The organism is Azohydromonas lata NBRC 102462 (assembly GCF_001571085.1).
Lineage (GTDB): Bacteria > Pseudomonadota > Gammaproteobacteria > Burkholderiales > Burkholderiaceae_C > Azohydromonas > Azohydromonas lata.
This window is the reverse complement of sequence record NZ_BCTC01000025.1, coordinates 21,686-38,106: the sequence shown is the minus strand read 5'-3', so window position 1 is coordinate 38,106 and position 16,421 is coordinate 21,686. Positions and strand designations below refer to the sequence as shown.

Genomic DNA, 16,421 nt, shown 5'->3' with positions numbered 1-16,421 from the left:
GGTTGATCCCGTGTAGGCCCGCACGGCTGGACCGATGGCTCGCGCCAAGCACGCGAGCCACGCACAATCGCCGCTTCCTGGCCTGGAGCAGCTCATGGCACACGCGCACGGTTTCGCCACCTTGTCGTTACCTCCACACCAGCGGGTGGCCGGTTGGACGCAGGCGGTGTCCGACCGCTTCGTGGAGTCGGCCTTCAAGATTGCGGAGCCCGCGGGCTTCGATGCCGCCATGCTCAATCGCGACCTGGCCGCGCTGTCGCTCACGCGTTTTTGCTCCAGCGGGCACGGCAGCAAGCGCGTGACGCGCTCGCAGCGCCAGGCCGCGCGCGGTGCCGAGGAGTTTTTCCTGCTCAACCTGCAGCTTGCCGGCCGTGGCGCGGTGCGCCAGGCGGGCCGCGAGACCTGGCTGGCGCCGGGCGAGTTCGCCATCTACGACACGCGCCGCCCCTACGAGCTGGCCTACGACGCCGACTACCGGCAGGTGGTGCTGCGCATTCCCAGGCGCGAGCTGCTGGCGCGACTGGGCGGCTGTGATGGGCTGGTGGCCCGGGCCGCCCCGGCCGACACGCTGCCCGGCCGGCTGCTGCAGCCCATGCTCATGGCGCTCGGCGAGGACCTGTCGGCGACACAGGCCGGCACCGCGGAGGATCTGGCCAGCGCCCTGCTGGACGTCGTCACGGCGGGCCTGCGGGAGTTGCGCGGCGAAGCGGCACCCTCGAGCTGTCCACGGTTCGAGCGCGTGAAGCTTCAGGCCATGAAGCGGCTGCACGACCCGTCGCTGACTTTGGGTGACCTCGCCCAGGCGGCCGGCGTGTCGCTGCGCAGCCTGCACCAGCTGTTCCGGACGCAGGGCTGCACGGCCTCGCGCTGGATCTGGCAGCAGCGGCTGGCCGCCTGCGAGCGGGTGCTGCGCGATCCGGCCGCCTCGCACCGCATGCTCACGCAAGTCGCTTTCGATCACGGCTTCAGCGACGCGGCGCATTTCAGCCGGACCTTCCAGCAACGCTACGGATGCTCGCCCAGCGAATACCGGCGCAGGTGCGGCGCTGCCGTGCAGCGCGGGGGCTGAACGGCGCGCCGCTACCCCGTTCTTCAGCGGATGGCGATGGGCGCCACCGGCGAGCCCGAGGCGCCCACCAGCGGCAGCGGCGTCATGACGAACAGGAACTCGTGCGCGCCGTCCGCGGCCAGGGCTTCAAGATCGAGGTTCTCGATGTTGTAGATGCCGGCCTGGGTGCCCATGATCTGGTGGCAGGGCCACAGCACCGCGGCGTCGTGCGGGTTGGGGACGACATCGCAGCCGTAGGTGTCGCAGCCGGTGGCCGCGGGCTTCTGGCGCACGATCCACTCGCAGGCCTGCGGCCCCCAGCCGGGCGCGTTGCCGGTGTAGGCGGCCGGGTCGCTCTTCCACAGCTGTGCCCATCCGGTGCGCAGCAGCAACGTGTCGCCTTCGCGCAAGCTGAGCTTCTGGCGTGCCAGCGCGCCCTGCAGGTCGGCCGCCGTGACCTCGTAGCCGGGCGGCAGCCGCTGCACGCCCTTGTAGGCCGCCACGTCGACCAGCACGCCACGCGTGACGAAAGGGCCCGCGTGCTCAATCCCCAGGCGCTGCAGCCCGTTGCGCCGCACGAACTCGCGCCGGTCGTTGCCGTTGTAGTAGAGGTCGCCGATGCCCACGTGACCGAGGCCGTCGAGCTGCGTGCCGACCTGTCCCAGCTCGCCAGCAACGAAGTCGAGGTTGGCCGTCAGCGCGTTCTTGCTCGGCGGCTCGTCAGCGTGCGGGATGGTGAGCTGGAAGGAGCGCCCGCCCCAAATGGGCATGTCGGAGCGAAACGGCTGGGCCAGCGAATGGATGCGCCCGGTCTTGGCCAGGCGCAGCGCCGCAAGCGTGCGCTCCGGGGTGATGCGGTTGGCCGCGCCGCGCTGGTCCTGCACGCCCCACTCGGACGGGAACCAAGCCGGAGCTTCAGCCGCCGCGGCCGGCGCAGCCGCGCAGGCCAGGAGCAACGAGGCTGCCGCATGGCGGCTGTGGGAGGCACGTGTGGCTGGAGCAGGCATGTCTTCCTCGTGGTGTTGGTGCGGGCAGTCCATGCGGACCACGACACGGAAGGTGCCTTGGAAGGCCGGCGCCGTCTTGCCTGCGCGTGCCGGGCGCTTGTCCGTCCATGCGAGATGGCGTCCTTCGTGGGCGCACTTCGGCACAAGCCGCGGCGCTGTGCCGCGGTGGCTCGGCTCACACCTGCGCCATGCCGCCGTCGGCGAACAGCTCGGCGCCGTTGACGAAGCTGGAGTCATCCGATGCCAGGAAGAGCACCACCTTGGAGATTTCCTCCGGCTCCGCCACGCGCCCAAGCGGAATCTGGCTGGCCAGGTGATCGAGCAGGCCTTGCTGGGCGGCAGGATCGTTGCCGGCCAGCTCCACCAGCCCCGGCGTACGCACAGGCCCCGGGCTGATCACGTTGACGCGGATGTGGCGCTCCTTCAGGTCCAGGATCCAGCTGCGCGCCAGCGCACGCACCGCAGCCTTGCTGGCGCTGTAGACGCTGAAAGCCGCCGTACCGGTGATGGTGGTCGTCGAGCCGGGCAGGATGACGGAAGCGCCCTTGGCCAGCAGCGGCAGCGCCTTCTGCACCGTGAACAGCAAGCCCTTGACGTTGCGGTCGAAAGTGTCCGCGTAGTGCTCTTCGGTGATCTGGCCCAGCGGCAGCATGCCGCCGCCGCCCGCATTCACGAACAGGCTATCGATACGGCCGGCGCGTTCGCGGATCGTCTCGACGAGGCGGTCGAGGTCGGCATTGTTCGCCGAATCGGCCTGCACCCCGACGGCGTTCTTGCCAATGGCTGCGACAGCGGCGTCCAGCTCGGCCTGGCGGCGGCCGGTGATGAAGACCTGGGCGCCTTCGGCGTGGAACAGCCTGGCAGTCGCCAAGCCGATGCCGGAGGTTCCACCGGTGATGACAGCGACTTTTCCTTCGAGCTTCTTCATGACGTCCTCATGTGGTTAGTGAGCGAATGAGGAGCACTGTAGACAGTCCACCAACAGAATCAAATACGCAAAATCTGAAATTATTATCCACATGCATGCACAATAGAGCGCATGGACCAACTTCTTGCGATTCGGGTTTTCGTCCGCATAGCCGACGCCGGCAGCTTCAGCCGCGCCGCTGACCAGCTCGGGTTGCCCCGCTCGACGGCGAGCAAATTGATCCAGGAGCTGGAAGAAGCGCTGGGCACCAGGCTGATCCAGCGCACCACGCGCCAAGCCACGGTCACGCCGGAAGGCGCGGCTTACTACGAGCGAGCGCTGCACCTGCTCGGCGAGCTGGACGACATGAATGCCATGGCGCGCGGAACGCGTGCACAGCCTCGTGGCCGGCTGCGCGTGGACATCGGCTCTTCATTGGCGAACCTGGCCCTGATTCCGGCGCTGCCGGCCTTCCAGGCCCGCTATCCGGACATCGAGCTGCGCCTGGGCGTCAGCGACCGGCCGGCCGACATGATCAGCGAGGGCATCGATTGCGTGATCCGCGGCGGGGCTCTGACCGAAAGCTCACTCGTTGCCCGCAAGCTGTGCGAGCTCGACATGCTGGTGTGTGCCCACCGCTCCTATGTGGAGCGCCACGGTCTGCCGGCCCATCCCTCGGAGCTGCTGGCCGGACACCGCCTGGTCGGCTACTTTTCTTCGCTGACAGGCAAATCGTTTCCGCTGCGCTTCGAGCGAGCGGGGGAAGTCATCGAGGTGCCGACCGAGGGTGGCGTCGCGGTCAACGAAAGCACGGCACACCTGAACGCGCTGCGGGCCGGCCTGGGCATCGGCCTGAATTTCCGCTTTCAGATCCAGCCTGACCTGGACCGTGGCGAGCTGGTCCAGGTCCTGCCGGATTGGTGCCAGGCGCACATGCCGCTGTACGCGATGTACCCGCAGAACCGTCACCTGAACGCCAGGGCGCGCGTGTTCGTCGACTGGATCGCCGAAGTCTTTGAAGCCCTCGATGCACGGCAAACGGGGCTGTCGGCTCAGCCTCTGCGCGACGTCACGCCCGCAGCAGCGGGCGTCAGGTGAAGCCTGGCGCCGGGTTCGAGGGGCTTCGCGCCGGCACTCCGCGAGGGCTGCGGTGCGGCTGGAAAACCCGATCCACGGTGGCGCGGGCACGACGGCCGGCCTTGCCGCTTCAAGTGCCGCGGCGCTTGACCAGGTTCAGCACTGCCTTGAACTGCGGGTGGCGGCAATGGCGCACCCACTCGAAGAGCACCATTTCATCGCTGACGACGGTCGCGCCGGCCTCGCGCAGGCGCTGCATGGCCGCCAGCTTGTCGGCAGCGCGGCGCGAGCCGCACGCCGTCTCGACCACCCAGGTCCGGAAGCCGCGCTCCAGCAGCCCCAGGGCGGTTTGCATCAGGCACACGTGCGCTTCGCAGCCTGCCATCACGACCGCGGGCTGGTCGCCTGGCGCACGGCCCTCGGTCAGCAATTCCGCCAGCCCGTCGCTACAGGCGTCGAAGTGCATCTTGGACAGCGTCACGTCGCAGCGCCGGCGCACGGCTTCGTCGTTGCGGCCGAGCCTGTCCGGGTTCTGTTCCGTGCCCACGACCCGGACGCCCAGCGCGCGCGCGGCATCTGCCAGCACAAGCGCGGCCTCGACCACGGCCGGTGCACCATGAATCGCCGGCATGAGCCGCCCCTGGTAATCGACCAGCACCAGCACGCTGCGAGCGGCATCCATCTTCAGCATGGCCCGTTTCCTTCCCATTGACAGCTTGTGTGGGGGCAAGGATAGGCGGGCGCCGGCTCAGTCCTCCAGCAACTGCGGCGGTATCAGCCCCTGCTCGATGAGCGCCTTGTCCCAGGGCGGCTCGCCACCGCTGAAGCTCGCGCCCAGGCTCTCGATGAACAGGCGCAGCTTGAACGCGCCCCGCAGCGTGCGGGCGTAGACGGCGGAGAGCCAGAACGCCGAGAGCTGGTAGTCCGGCAGCACGATCCTGAGCCGGCCGCTGCAAATGCCCTCGGCCGCCACCAGCGTGGGCAGGCACACGATGCCCGCGTGCTCGCAGACGTAGTCGCGCAGCAGGTGCACCGAGTTGCTCATCAGCACGGGCTTGAGGTCCAGCGTCACGCTGTCCTCGCCGGTGCGGTGGAAGGTCCAGCGGTCGCGGGTGGGGTAGCCCGAATAGAGGCCCAGGCGGTGGCCAAACAGGTCGCGGGGCATGCGCGGCGAGCCGTGCTTGAGCAGGTACTCCGACGAGGCACAGAACACGCGGCGCACCGGGAACAGCCGGCGCGACACCAGCTCGTCCGACACGGGCTTGAAGATCTGCAGCGCCACGTCGAAGCCCTGCTTCACCGGGTCTATGACCGCGTCGCTCACGAACAGGTCCAGCACGATGTCCGGGTAGCGCTCCTGGAACTCCCGCAGCAGGCTGGCCGCATGTCCCAGCATGAAGCCGGTGAGCGCATGCACCCGCAGCAAGCCTGCCGGCGTGCCGCGCACCTCGCGCATCTGGTCCACCAGGTCGTTGGTGCGCGTCACCAGCTCCAGGCAGTCGCGATAGAAGGCCTGCCCCATCTCCGACAGCCGCACGGTGCGTGTCGTGCGATGGAACAGCGCGTCGCCAAGCACCTCTTCAAGCTGCTGCACCCGGGTCGTGACCACGGCCCTCGACAGGCGCAACTGCCGCGCGGCTTCGGCAAAGCTTTGCGTCTGCGCCACGCGCACGAAGGCCTCGATGCTCAGGAAGCGGTCCATGCGTGTTCAACGATGAGCGTGCCGCAGTGCGGCGGCCTCAAAACCAGGCCCGTGAAGCACTCCATGCCGCCAACAGCGTGAGTAGTGGGGCCAGGGATTATCGAAGCAAGTGGCTTCCATCAAAAAATGTTTGTTGTCACCATCAATATATTTGCCGACACAATAAGCAGCACCTTGACCCGGGCCCCGGCTTCTCAAGACAGCGCAGACCGGAGCAAGGAGAAGCTTTTGGGGAACGTTGTCGCCCACCCTGGGGGCAGCGGCGCGATGAATACATTCTCCGTCCGGTAATGCGCAATTTTCCAGACGCCTTGTTCACGGCGAAACAGGCAGCGCAGCCGGCTGGAGCGCAGCAAGGACGAACTGTCTGCGTAAATCCAGGGCTGGAACTGGACCCAAAGGCCCTCGGCGACATCACCCTTGACCTCTATATTTTCCGTGGTCAGATAATGGCAATTGAATATCAACCGCGGTTCCTGCGCATTGAAAAAATTGCTGAAGTGCCCGGCGATTCGGGCTCGCCCTTCCAGGCGGCCGAACTGGTTTTCATAATATTCGCCCACGCCTTCCCATACGCCGTCCTCGCAAAACAGCGCGGCAATGGCATGCACGCGCTGCGCCTCGGAAAGGTCGGCATCTGGCAAGGGCAGGTCGCACAAGCGCATGTAACGAGAAATCAGGCGCCGGATATCCGACTCCGCGGACAGGCGACGAAACACCTCTGCCGCGTCGGCAGGCCAATCGTTCATGGTGCTGGGCATGGTGAAAATCTCAGATGAGGTTGGAGAGGGGGGTTTCAAACCCGCAGCGTCGGCGCATGGATTTCCGTCTCCATGGCGCCATGCGGGCTGACGCCTTCAAACGCAGGAAAACCTTCATAATCCGCCCGCAACTCCCGCCGCACCGGAGAATCGAGCGCCTCATTCAATGCCTGCAGGGAATCGAACATGACCAGATTGCGCTGGAGTGCCCGCGATTTTGAAATGGCCAGACCACTGTCGCAGTCCACCCGGGAATACACCTCCAGCGCGCGCAAGCCGGGAAGCTTTTTCATCAGCGGCGGGTGATGGCGCAGGTAATGGGCCAGCCAGGCCTCGTCGTCGGCAGCACGCCCCTCATAGGAAACGAAATAGGTACAGGCTTGGCGGATCGCTTTTTCTTGTCGCGGCCAGGCCGTCGCCAAGGCATAACGGCGCACGGCCATGACCTGCTGGCTCCAGCGCAAATCCTGCAGTGCCGCAACGTCGCTCCCGCGCCAGGCGCAATCCAGCGCCGCGCCACGCGCCAGCGCAGCCTCCAGCGCCGGCAAATCGCCGAAGTAAAACTGAAACACCCCTGCCGGCCCTTCGCCATGCGCGATTGCAGGGTCCTGCGCCCGGCCACCGGCGCGATGCACCGTCAGCCGAGCCAAACCGGGAATGGCACGCAGGGAGCGGACAAAAGCCGGGCTTATCGATGCCGCAACGAGGTTGGCCTGTGTTTTGTCGGCCTGCGCCAGCAGGAATAAGCAGTAATTCATGAGCATCCTGCAAGGAATACCGCCTTGCTGTTGATGGGAAGAGCGCTTCAACGGTTGACAAGCCGTCTGCTGAAAATACATCTTTGGGCAACAGCTTGATGTCCGTCAAATTCATATCGCCAATACAGCAGATTCGTCTCGCGAATGCGCTGGCAAGCGGCTGATTTTTCTGGATTTGCTTCTTCGCAACGGCCTTGAATTCGCCGCCCGCATGCAATGCATAGGCATCGCGCATTTGACTTCTTGATGGGCGTCAAGCATCTTTCACCCAAGCGCTTGGCCCACCTCAATTTCCAGTGGCATCGAAGCGCAATCAACCCATCGTGAGGACATGCAGCATGAGCGCAGTCATTTCTTGTGAAAATGAAACCCTGCCGGCCAAATCCATCGACAAGGAGGCGGCATTTTCCGACCTGATCCAACTGATCAAGGCCCGGCGAAATGATTTCCAGAAATTGTCCCACATGCCTCGCGACGTGGTGAATGCCATGAAGCGAGCCGGTATTTTCCGTGCCTCCACGCCCAAACGCTTTGGCGGTGACGCATTACCCGCGGCCGATTTCCTGAAAATGGTCGAGCGCATCGCCGAGGCCGACGGCTCGGCGGGCTGGGTCGCGGCTTTCGGTTCGGCCAATACCTATCTGGCGGCCTTGCCGCTGGAAACCCAGGCCATGATTTATGCCGACGGGCCGGACCAGGTTTATGGCGGGGGGCTGTATCCCCTACAGCCCGCGCAGCGCGTCCATGGCGGTTGGAAAGTCAGCGGCCGCTGGCGCTTTGCCAGCGGGTGCAAGTGCGCCGACTGGCTCAGCGTGGGCATAGGCGCCGCCGGACCCAACGGCATGGCCGGCAAGCCGCTGGCGGCCGTGTTGCCGGCGTCCCGCGTGGAAATCATCGACAACTGGGACGTGGTGGGCATGCAGGGCACGGGCAGCCATGACCTGCAACTGCACAATGAATTCGTGGCCGATGACTGGACTTTCGTGCGCGGCGGCGCCGTCACGGTGGACGAGCCGATTTTCCGGTATCCCGCGGTGGCGCTGCAGGCCCAGGTCCACGCCGCCGTCAACCTGGGTTTGGCCAAGGCCGCCCTGGAAATCCTGATTGAAATGGGCGGCGTGGGCAATGCCACCCAGGGCACCAGCAAGCTGGCCGACCGCTCCTATTACCGCATGGCCCTCGGACGCGCGCAGGCCCACTATCTGAGCGCGCGGGCCTTCTATTACGAGGCGACGGAATCCGCCTGGGACGTGCTGGCGCGCGGCGATGAATTGACGCTGCAGCAAACCAACCGCGTGCGCTTGGCCGCCACCAACGCCGCCCATACCTGCGCGGACGTGATCAACAGCGCCTACAAACTGGCAGGCATGTCGGCCATATTCAACAACAACCGGCTTCAATGGCTGGTGCGCGATGCCATGGTCGTGACGCAGCACGCCACGCTCAGCGAAGCCACCTATGACAGCGCCGGTGCCATATTCGCGGGCGTTTCGCCCAGCGTGCCCTATCCTTGATTTTTTCCCCGCTAGGGGCTGCTGTTTCGGTGGCCCGTCACGTGCTTGGTATCGGGCCCAAAAGCTGAACCAGTTTCGAGCGGAGCCAGGCAATGCCTGAATCCGCCTGGAACCGCTTGTGGCTGTAAACCTTGACCAGGATGACGGGCATTTCTATGGGCATGTCCTTGATCACGAAAGCGCCCATTTCATTGAAAGCCTTGGCAATGGTGCGGGGCAATACCAGCGCCAAATCGGTCTTGGCCACCACGTGCGGGCAGACCGTGAAATGCGGAATGCGCACCGCGATATTGCGCCGCACGCCCGCCGCCTGCAGGGCGTTTTCCGCCAGGCCGTGGCCCGTGGCCGTGGTTTCCGCGTGCACATAGCGCAGCCCATTCAAATCCGCCAGGCTCAGCTCCTGCGCGGCCAGCGCGTGGCCTGAACGCAGCAGGCAAACGAAATCGTCCTGCAGCATCATTTCACCCAGGCATTCGTCTCCCAAGCCGGGCAAATAACCAATGGCGACTTCGATGTCGCCATTGCGCATGGCTACGCCCAATTCCTCCACGGGCACCTGGCGAGATTCCACCCGCACAAAAGGCGCCTCTTCGGCCAGTGCGGCAAACAGCAGCGGCAACACGTGCAAACCGGCCATGTCGGACATGGCGAGCCGGAAACTCCGTACTGAAGTGGCCGGGTCGAATTTGGCGTGTTGCTGCAGCGCACCGCGAATAATCACCAGGGCGTCGTCTATGGGGGCGTGAAGCCGGGCCGCTGCGTCCGTGGGCACCATGACGGCACCATTGCGCACGAACAAAGGGTCGTCGAAAACCTCCCGCAGCCGGCGCAAAGCATGGCTGACGGCGGGCTGGCTCAAATGCAAAACATCCCCGGCCTGGGTCAGGCTCCTGAATTCCCAAATGGCCATGAAGGTTTTCAGGAGATTCAGATCCACGTTCGAAAGGCTCACACTTCTCATAGAAAAACCTCTCGACATTCCATCCATTCAGTATAGCCCCGCACCTTGTCGCGCCCGGCGCACGGGAGGTGCCCCCTGCATGCCGTCGATGGAGCCGGCAAGGAGCTGCCTGGGGCAAATTCCCCACCCATCTCCTCTGCGCCAGCTTGGTGCGCCCAGGGTTAACCATGGTGCAAGTTTGCAAGCATTTTGTGCATTTGCATTTGAGCTCAGGGTAATCCCGCACATTTAGCGAATGCGGCCGATTCGCGCCATGCATGCGGCAAATCCAAAAAACGAAGTTGACCCAGATCAAGGCAGAAATTAATGTTTATGCATGCCGGAACGTGAAGAAAAAGTTTTGCGTTCCATTTTTTCAACCCTCGTGGGCGGCAGTTATATGAGCAATGAACGCAATGGGCCACAGGCCCCGGCGAAAACAAGCGGCGTCAGGAAAGCGGTATTCACTTCGGTCATCGGCCAAATCCTGGAGTGGTATGACTTTTTCCTTTACGGCACGGCCGCGGCGCTGGTGTTTGGAAAGATATTCTTCCCTGTCGGCGAAGATCCGCTGACCGGCACCATTGCCGCTTTTGGCGGTTTTGCCGTCGGCTTCATTGCCCGCCCCTTCGGCGGCATGCTGTGCGGCCATATTGGCGACAGGCTCGGGCGCAAATTCACCATGACGCTCACGCTGGCCGCCATGGGCGTCTCGACCTTCCTGATGGGTCTGCTGCCCAGTTATGCCGACATCGGTATTGCCGCGCCGCTGCTGCTGGTGCTGCTGCGCCTGGTGCAGGGTTTGGCCGCCGGCGGTGAATGGAGCGGCAGCATTTTGATCATCAGCGAAAACGCGCCCCAGCACCGCCGCGGCTTTCTCTCCGCCTGGAGCCCGTGCGGCGCCGTGGTGGGTTTCGTGCTCTCCACCGGCGCCTTCATGCTGATGCAGCGCATTTCGGGCGACGCCTTCCTGGACTGGGGCTGGCGCGTGCCTTTCCTGGCCAGCGTGCTGCTCATTGCCCTGGGCGTGTATTTGCGCTCCCACATGAGCGAGAGCGAGGAATTCGCCTGCGCCACGAAAAAGGAAAAGGTGGAAAAGGCGCCGCTGGTGGAAGTGCTGCGCCAGCACCCCAAGGAAGTGCTGATGGTTTTCGGCCTGCGGCTGGGTGAAGGCACGGCGTCGTGGATCTTCTTCGCCTTCTCCATCGCCTACGGCAAGTTCCTGGGCTTGTCCGATGCCTTCGTGTTGGGCGCCCTCACCTGCTCCATGGTGGCCATGATTCCGTTTGCCCTGCTGGCCGGATGGCTCACCGACCAGATAGGCCGCAAACCCGTCTACATCGCGGGCTCCCTGGCCGTCGTGGTGCTGGCCTACCCGTTTTTCCTGCTGCTCGATACCAGGCAGCCCGCGCTGGTCGTCACGGCCTTCGTCCTGGCCAATGGCTTCGTGCTGGGTTTGCTCGAAGGCGCGCAACCGGCGCTGATCAGCGAGTTGCTGCCGGCACGGCTGCGCTATTCCGGTATCGGCATCGGCCGCGAAGTGGCCTCGGTGTTGGGCGGCGGCCTGGCGCCCGTGATCGCCACCGCCCTGCTCGCCCATTACCGCTCCGGCGTGCCCATCGCGATTTACCTGGCGGCCATGGGCGCCATCACGCTGCTGGCGGCCGTGCTCACGCCTGAAACCTATCCGGCGGCGCTGCGGAAAAAGGACCGGCAAGTGCGCGGCACGGTGAATCCGCCGGCCACCACCGTGCTGCCCACCTGAGCGTCACGCCCTCTCCGGGGCAGCCCGGGGTGCCGCTGGAAAACAAGGCGCCCCGCAAGCTCCCCTTTGCCCCCTTTGCCCTGTTTTGGATATCGACCATGAATGCCCCGACCTTCCCCTTGAATTTCCAGCGTCCGGTCGCCGACCTGGTGCGCGAAGACCGCGTCCACACCTCGCTCTATACCGACCCCGCCCTCTTCGACCAGGAGATGGACCGGATCTTTCGCAACTGCTGGGTCTGGGTGGCGCATGCCAGCGAATTGCCTGAGCCGGGCAGCTTCAAGACGCACTGGGTGGGCATGGAGCCGGTGATCGTGGTGCGCGACCGCAAGAACCAGGTGCACGTGCTGCTCAACCGCTGCCGCCACCGCGCCGCCACCGTGTGCGAGCACAAGAAGGGCAAGACGGCCAGCTTCGTGTGCCCCTACCACGGCTGGGCCTACGCGCTGGACGGCTCGCTGCGCGGCGTGCCGCACTCGCAGAGCTACGGCGACTGCCTGGACAAGGGCGAGCTCCCGCTGGTGAGCCTGCGCGTGGAGCAGTACGCCGGGATGATCTTCGCCACCTTCCGCGACGACATGGCACCGCTGGAACAGTGGCTGGGCCCGGCCAGGAAGTGGATGGACCTCTTCATGAAGCAGGGCGCGGGCTACCCCGTCAAGGTGGCCGGCGAGCACCGTTTCCGCTTCCCCGGCAACTGGAAGATCCAGTTGGAGAACACCACCGACGCCTACCACTTCCCGCTGGTGCACAAGAGTTTCCTCAGCTCCGTGGACCCGCAGACCGAGCGCATGCTGGACTTCGTCGGCGGCCCCGGCTACGTCGAGGACCTGGGCAACGGCCACAGCGTGATGGTCATGATCCCCGAGCTGATCGACCTGGAGGCCCACCTCGACGATCCCATCCCCGAGCGCTTCGAGGCGCTGGCCCAGGCGCTGCGCGACGAGGGGCACGAAGAGGCGCAGGTGCGGCGCATCGTCCGCGCCGTGGGCGGCACGGGGTTCAACCTGAACCTCTTCCCCAACGTCGCCTGCTCCATGGCCTTCTTCCGCGTGCTGCAGCCGGTAGCGGTGGACGAGACCGAGATCCACCACGCCGTCATCACCATGGACGGCGGCCCCGCGGTGGCCAACCAGGCGCGGCTGCGCCTGCACGAGCACTTCCAGGGGCCCATGGGCTTCGGCACGCCGGACGACTCCGAGGCCTGGGAGCGGGTGCAAAAGGGCTCCAGCGCGGGCCGCGACCTGTGGATCCTGCTCAACCGCGGCCTGCCCGGCGAGCGCCTGACCGCCGACGGCCGCGCGGGCGACGTCAGCGCCGAGACCGGCATGCGCGCGGCCTACCAGCAGTGGAAAAAGCTGATGACGGCCTGACCCCACGCGCAATGACGCCTGCCGATTCACCCATCCCTATGCCCACCGTCATGAATCTCGACCTTCTCAACAGCGCCACCGCCTTCGTTTGGGCGGAGGCCGACCTGCTGGACCACGCCGAATACGCCGCCTGGCTGGACCTGTGGACGCCTGACGGGCTCTACGTCGTCCCCATAGACCCCGACACCGAGGACTTCGCCAACACGCTCAACTACGCCAACGACGATGCCGACATGCGTGCCAGGCGCGTGGCGCGGCTGGCCAGCGGCGAGTCCGTCTCCACCCAGCCGCGCGCGCGCACCGTGCGCAACGTCTCGCGGCTGCGCATCCTGCGCGGCGACGCGGGCGCCGTGACGCTGCGCGGCGCGCAGGACCTGCGCGACTTCCGCAAGGGCTGCTTCCACCAGCACACCGCCGACGTCACCTGGGACCTGGTGCGCAACGGCGACACCTGGCGCATCCGGCGCAAGGTGGTGCGCCTGATCAATTCGATCGACACGCTCTCCACCGTCGGCTACGTGCTGTGAAGGTGGGCTTTCCCCCAGGCGGTACGGCGGACGTGCTGGCACGCGCACTGGCACCCAAGCTGGCCCGCGAGGATGCCGCCGTCATCGCCGAGAACAAGCCCGGCGCGGGCGGCCGGCTGGCCGTCACGCAGATGCTGGGCAGCCCGGCCGACGCGAAGACGCTGCTGATGACGGCGGACCCCATCCTGGCCATCTACCCGCATGTCTTCCGCAAGCTCGCGTACCACACGGACACGGACATCATCCCCGTGGCGCCCGTCGCGTCGGAGCCCATCGCGCTGGTCGTCGGCCCCATGGTGCCCGCCTCCGTGACGACGCTGGCGCAGTTCGTCGACTGGTGCAGGAAGCGCCCGAAAGACGCGTCCTATGCCGCCGCGGCAGTGCAGGACACCTACGCCGCGGTCACCGCCGCGGCACGGTCCCCGGAGCTCACGGGCACGCTGGACAAGCTGGCCCTGGACGCCTACTCGATGGACCAGGCGGCGTTCACCGCCCCCGTCAAGGCCGACCTGGAGCGCTGGGGCGCCATCGTCAAGGCCACGGGCTACCCCGCCGAGGATTGAACCCGCAGGGGCCTTGGGCGCCCCGGGCACGCTGCCCACCGCGGCAGCCGGCGTTCGAGCCACCGGGGCCGTGTGCTTTCCGTGAATGGCATTCAACAGCAGCAAGACCAATTTGAATATTGGCCTTGCCCAAGCTTTGACAAAAACCTGGGGAATTGCAATGAAAAATATACGCAGCCTGCTTGCCGCCTCGCTGTGCCTGGCCGCGCCGCTGGCCTTTGCACAAAACGCCGTCACCATTTATGGCCTGATAGACCTCGGCGTGACGCATTACTCCCATACAAAACCCACCGGCGCCAGCCTGACGCGTATGGACAGCGGGCAGGCGCAGGGCAGCCGCTGGGGCATCCGGGGCACGGAAGACCTTGGTTCAGGCCTCAACACCATTTTCCTCCTGGAGTCGGGGTTTAACGCGGACGACGGCTCTTCAGGACAAGGCGGCTTGCTTTTCGGCCGGCAGGCTTATGTCGGCCTGCAGAAAAAAGGTCTAGGCACCCTGACGATGGGACGCCAATACGATTTCATGGCGGGTTTTGGCGCCCAATACGCCATGGGCGCCCAATCCGCAGCGGGCAGTTTGGCCTGGGGTTTACACGCCGACGCCGCCCATGGAACCCTGCTCAACAACCATTTGTACGCCGGGGACCGCACGAACAACTCGGTGAAGTTGGAGTCCGAGAAATACGCAGGATTCAGCGCCGGCGCGATGTACGGCTTCGGCGAGGTCGCGGGCGACTCCAAGGCGGGGCGGGCCGTCAGCCTGCGGGCCGATTACGCGGGGAGCAGGCTGGGCATGGGCGTTTCGTCCGTGCAAACGTGGGACGCTGCCGGCCAGGCCGCCAAGCGCATTGGCGCCGTCGGCTTCATCTACAAATTCGATTCGGCGCGGGCCTTCGGCTCATGGGCCTCGGCCACGGATGTCCCGAGCGCATTGAAAGCCAAGACCTACGAAATCGGCGTCGGTGCCCTGGTCACCGGCAGCCTGGATTTGAGCGCGGCCTATCAATTCCAGGACCGCAACCATGGCGTCGGCAATGCCAAGGCCTTTATTGCCGTGGCCGATTATCTGCTCAGCAAGCGAAGCGACGTGTATCTCTCATTCGTCCGTGGCCTGGACGATGGATACAACGCCTACCCGGTATTTGGCGGCGGGATTCAAGCCGCAAATGGCCAGCAGAGCGCCATTCGGGTGGGCCTCAGGCACCGTTTTTAAATTACAGCCAGCGGGCAGCGCCCAAATACTGCATTCGTGCCATGCATGGTGCCCATTTGAAATGCGAAGTTGACCCGGGTCAAGCGGGCGCTTAATGTTGATGCCGTGATCAAACCCCAACGGCCTGGCAAGGCATTCCAGTTTTTCCAGGTCTTGCGCAACGGTATGGATCGCGCAGGGCAGGCCCATGAATACCTGGTCTGGTTTGCCGGGAAGTATTGATTCCAAACACGGCCTGCCCTTATTGGCCACAGGCTCCAAGGACAAGATTCAACATGAATACGCAAGCTTTGATCGACGTGGTGGTGCGCCGCCGTGAGCTGCAAGGCCAGGCGGTGGCCGTGCTGGAGCTGGCCGCCTCGGACGGTGCGCCGCTGCCCGCCTTCTCGGCCGGCGCCCACGTGGACGTGCACCTGCCCGGCGGGCTGGTGCGCCCGTACTCGCTGTGCGGCGACCCGCGCCAGCGCCAGGCCTACCGGCTGGGCGTGCTGCGCGACCCGGCCTCGCGCGGCGGCTCCACGGCCGTGCACAGCGCGCTGACCGAAGGGGCGCGGCTGCGCATAGGCGCGCCGCGCAACCACTTCCCGCTGGAGCCGGGCGCGCCCTACAGCGTGCTGGTGGGCGGCGGCATAGGCATCACGCCCATGCTGGCCATGGCCTGGGCGCTGCACGCCACGGGCGCGGCCTTCGAGCTGCATTACTGCGTTCGCAACCCCGGGCGGGCCGCCTTCCTGGACGAGCTGCGCGCCGTGCCCTGGGCGCAGCGGGTGCACCTGCACTTCAGCGAAATCGAGGGCAAGCGCGAGGGCGAGGGCACCCAGCGCCTGGACCCGGCCGCCGTGCTGCGCGCCGCCCCGGCCGACCGCCACGTCTACGTCTGCGGTCCGGCGGGCTTCATGGACTGGGTGGCCGCCGAGGCCCGCGGCGCCGGCCTGGACGAGCGGGCCCTACACCGCGAGCTGTTCTCGGCGCCGGCCGCGGCGCCTGGCGGCGACGACGCCGCCTTCGACGTCGTGGCCGCGCGCAGCGGCAAGGAGGTGCGCGTGGCGCCCGACCAAAGCCTGCTGGCCGCGCTCAAGACCGTGGGCATCCACGTGCCCGTGTCCTGCGAACAAGGCGTGTGCGGCACCTGCGCCTGCGCCGTGCTCGAAGGCGAACCGGACCACCGGGACGCCTACTTCACCGACGAGGAGCGGTCGGCCAACGACCAGATCATCGTCTGCTGCTCCCGCGCGCGCTCCCAGCGCCTGGTGCTCGACCTTTGAA

Annotated in this window: 17 protein-coding genes; 10 read left to right on the top strand and 7 right to left on the bottom strand. The window is 65.8% G+C overall.

Annotation, left to right across the window (positions count from 1 at the left end; translation table 11 throughout):
* Positions 1 to 94: 94 nt before the first annotated feature.
* On the top strand, positions 95 to 1,069 hold the full coding sequence (locus ALA01S_RS11420; protein WP_066336157.1) for an AraC-like ligand-binding domain-containing protein: 975 nt from the start codon (positions 95 to 97) through the stop codon (positions 1,067 to 1,069).
* A gap of 23 nt (positions 1,070 to 1,092) precedes the next feature.
* On the opposite strand, the gene ALA01S_RS11415 is transcribed toward ALA01S_RS11420, so the two are convergent.
* Together ALA01S_RS11415 and ALA01S_RS11410 are read right to left on the bottom strand one after the other, a co-directional pair.
* Positions 1,093 to 2,055, bottom strand: coding sequence for a cyclase family protein (locus tag ALA01S_RS11415; RefSeq protein WP_169805902.1), 963 nt, complete (start codon positions 2,053 to 2,055; stop codon positions 1,093 to 1,095).
* Between the two features lie 175 nt (positions 2,056 to 2,230).
* Positions 2,231 to 2,983 (bottom strand): SDR family oxidoreductase, encoded by a 753-nt coding sequence (locus ALA01S_RS11410; protein ID WP_066336152.1) that lies wholly within the window; start codon positions 2,981 to 2,983, stop codon positions 2,231 to 2,233.
* Positions 2,984 to 3,094: 111 nt separating this feature from the next.
* Here ALA01S_RS11410 and ALA01S_RS11405 point away from each other — a divergent pair, with 111 nt between their 5' ends.
* Positions 3,095 to 4,060: a LysR family transcriptional regulator gene (locus tag ALA01S_RS11405; RefSeq protein ID WP_066336149.1), complete on the top strand. Its 966-nt coding sequence runs from the start codon at positions 3,095 to 3,097 to the stop codon at positions 4,058 to 4,060.
* Between the two features lie 109 nt (positions 4,061 to 4,169).
* Here the strand turns inward: ALA01S_RS11405 and ALA01S_RS11400 are convergent, their stop codons facing one another.
* From ALA01S_RS11400 to ALA01S_RS11385, 4 genes are all read right to left on the bottom strand, one after another.
* Positions 4,170 to 4,730, bottom strand: coding sequence for an isochorismatase family protein (locus tag ALA01S_RS11400; protein WP_174548618.1), 561 nt, complete (start codon positions 4,728 to 4,730; stop codon positions 4,170 to 4,172).
* 57 nt (positions 4,731 to 4,787) lie between these two features.
* Complete coding sequence (locus ALA01S_RS11395) at positions 4,788 to 5,741, bottom strand: LysR family transcriptional regulator (RefSeq protein WP_066336147.1); 954 nt, start codon at positions 5,739 to 5,741, stop codon at positions 4,788 to 4,790.
* A gap of 194 nt (positions 5,742 to 5,935) precedes the next feature.
* The gene (locus ALA01S_RS11390; RefSeq protein ID WP_238455771.1) at positions 5,936 to 6,502 is read right to left on the bottom strand and encodes a nuclear transport factor 2 family protein; all 567 of its coding nucleotides are present in this window, start codon (positions 6,500 to 6,502) and stop codon (positions 5,936 to 5,938) included.
* A 35-nt stretch (positions 6,503 to 6,537) separates the two neighbouring features.
* Complete coding sequence (locus ALA01S_RS11385) at positions 6,538 to 7,260, bottom strand: EthD family reductase (RefSeq protein ID WP_169805901.1); 723 nt, start codon at positions 7,258 to 7,260, stop codon at positions 6,538 to 6,540.
* A 338-nt stretch (positions 7,261 to 7,598) separates the two neighbouring features.
* On the opposite strand from ALA01S_RS11385, the gene ALA01S_RS11380 reads away from it, so the two are divergent.
* Positions 7,599 to 8,774 (top strand): acyl-CoA dehydrogenase family protein, encoded by a 1,176-nt coding sequence (locus ALA01S_RS11380; protein ID WP_066336143.1) that lies wholly within the window; start codon positions 7,599 to 7,601, stop codon positions 8,772 to 8,774.
* 37 nt (positions 8,775 to 8,811) lie between these two features.
* On the opposite strand, the gene ALA01S_RS11375 is transcribed toward ALA01S_RS11380, so the two are convergent.
* Complete coding sequence (locus ALA01S_RS11375; RefSeq protein WP_307189675.1) at positions 8,812 to 9,711, bottom strand: LysR family transcriptional regulator; 900 nt, start codon at positions 9,709 to 9,711, stop codon at positions 8,812 to 8,814.
* Positions 9,712 to 10,114: 403 nt separating this feature from the next.
* On the opposite strand from ALA01S_RS11375, the gene ALA01S_RS11370 reads away from it, so the two are divergent.
* The 7 genes from ALA01S_RS11370 (at position 10,115) to ALA01S_RS11345 (ending at position 16,420) form a co-directional block, all read left to right on the top strand.
* Complete coding sequence (locus tag ALA01S_RS11370; protein ID WP_066336135.1) at positions 10,115 to 11,479, top strand: MFS transporter; 1,365 nt, start codon at positions 10,115 to 10,117, stop codon at positions 11,477 to 11,479.
* 98 nt (positions 11,480 to 11,577) lie between these two features.
* Positions 11,578 to 12,852 carry an aromatic ring-hydroxylating oxygenase subunit alpha gene (locus ALA01S_RS11365; RefSeq protein ID WP_066336246.1) on the top strand — a complete coding sequence of 425 codons (1,275 nt, stop codon included), beginning with the start codon at positions 11,578 to 11,580 and terminating at the stop codon, positions 12,850 to 12,852.
* Between the two features lie 50 nt (positions 12,853 to 12,902).
* Positions 12,903 to 13,379, top strand: a complete 477-nt coding sequence (locus ALA01S_RS11360) for an aromatic-ring-hydroxylating dioxygenase subunit beta (RefSeq protein ID WP_066336244.1) — start codon at positions 12,903 to 12,905, stop codon at positions 13,377 to 13,379.
* 32 nt (positions 13,380 to 13,411) lie between these two features.
* Positions 13,412 to 13,942: a tripartite tricarboxylate transporter substrate-binding protein gene (locus ALA01S_RS11355; protein ID WP_169805900.1), complete on the top strand. Its 531-nt coding sequence runs from the start codon at positions 13,412 to 13,414 to the stop codon at positions 13,940 to 13,942.
* A gap of 85 nt (positions 13,943 to 14,027) precedes the next feature.
* On the top strand, positions 14,028 to 15,155 hold the full coding sequence (locus ALA01S_RS11350) for a porin (protein ID WP_238455770.1): 1,128 nt from the start codon (positions 14,028 to 14,030) through the stop codon (positions 15,153 to 15,155).
* Positions 15,156 to 15,224: 69 nt separating this feature from the next.
* Positions 15,225 to 15,377, top strand: a complete 153-nt coding sequence (locus tag ALA01S_RS32880) for a hypothetical protein (protein ID WP_157118929.1) — start codon at positions 15,225 to 15,227, stop codon at positions 15,375 to 15,377.
* A gap of 53 nt (positions 15,378 to 15,430) precedes the next feature.
* Positions 15,431 to 16,420 (top strand): PDR/VanB family oxidoreductase, encoded by a 990-nt coding sequence (locus tag ALA01S_RS11345; protein WP_066336128.1) that lies wholly within the window; start codon positions 15,431 to 15,433, stop codon positions 16,418 to 16,420.
* The last annotated feature ends 1 nt before the right edge of the window (position 16,421 follow it).